The 697-nt window shown below is 56.5% G+C and carries 1 protein-coding gene; it reads right to left on the reverse strand.

From position 1 onward, the window contains the following. Positions 1-697, reverse strand: a 697-nt coding sequence (locus JP75_RS26755; protein WP_051961379.1) for a hypothetical protein, incomplete at both ends; no start/stop codon positions are given.

Genomic DNA, 697 nt, shown 5'->3' on the forward strand with positions numbered 1-697 from the left:
GCCAGCAAGCAACACGGTAACGCTTACAAGATCACGCATTTCTATTTCACGAATACGATTGTTTGCATTTCCGCCATGCCGAATACCAGGATAATCAGATGCAAAGCGATACATCTCCTTCATCGCATCCTTGACCTTGTTGTGAGGCCATGTGCCAACCTGGTCACAAATCTGGCCAAGCGTATTGGCATTGACACCTGGGCAGCGCTGACCAATGGCCTCCAACAAGTTCACCTGTTTCTGGATGCAGGTTTTAATGCGCCCCGGAGAGCGATCAGCGCGGAGGTCCCGGACAGCCTCTTCAAACTCGACCATCAGCGGATGGAGATCCGCGTCGCGGGAGGTCGCTTCCTTCAGGTCGCGGATCAACCGAGCGAACACGCCGCTCAGCGTCGGGTTGAGACTGAAAGGACGGCGCAAGTCGTAGCGCAAGCTGTACTTTTCGAGAAAGGCATCGATCAGTAGGAAGTAGCGGTTGGCAAGCGGATCGCCGCCAAGGTCGGCAGCGATGCCATGCGCACGCTCCATGAACTCCAGGAGCGCAAGCGCGCCCCGGAAGGCGGTGGCCTTCGTTTTGCGAAACGCTGAACGGGCCTGGTCGGATTGATCAACAATATCAGCAAGCGTTGTCACATCGGGGGCGATTTCGAAAGCCCCGACGAGTTCCCGGTAGAGTTCGCAAAACAGGTCCTCGGGG

The organism is Devosia riboflavina, from assembly GCF_000743575.1.
Lineage (GTDB): Bacteria > Pseudomonadota > Alphaproteobacteria > Rhizobiales > Devosiaceae > Devosia > Devosia riboflavina.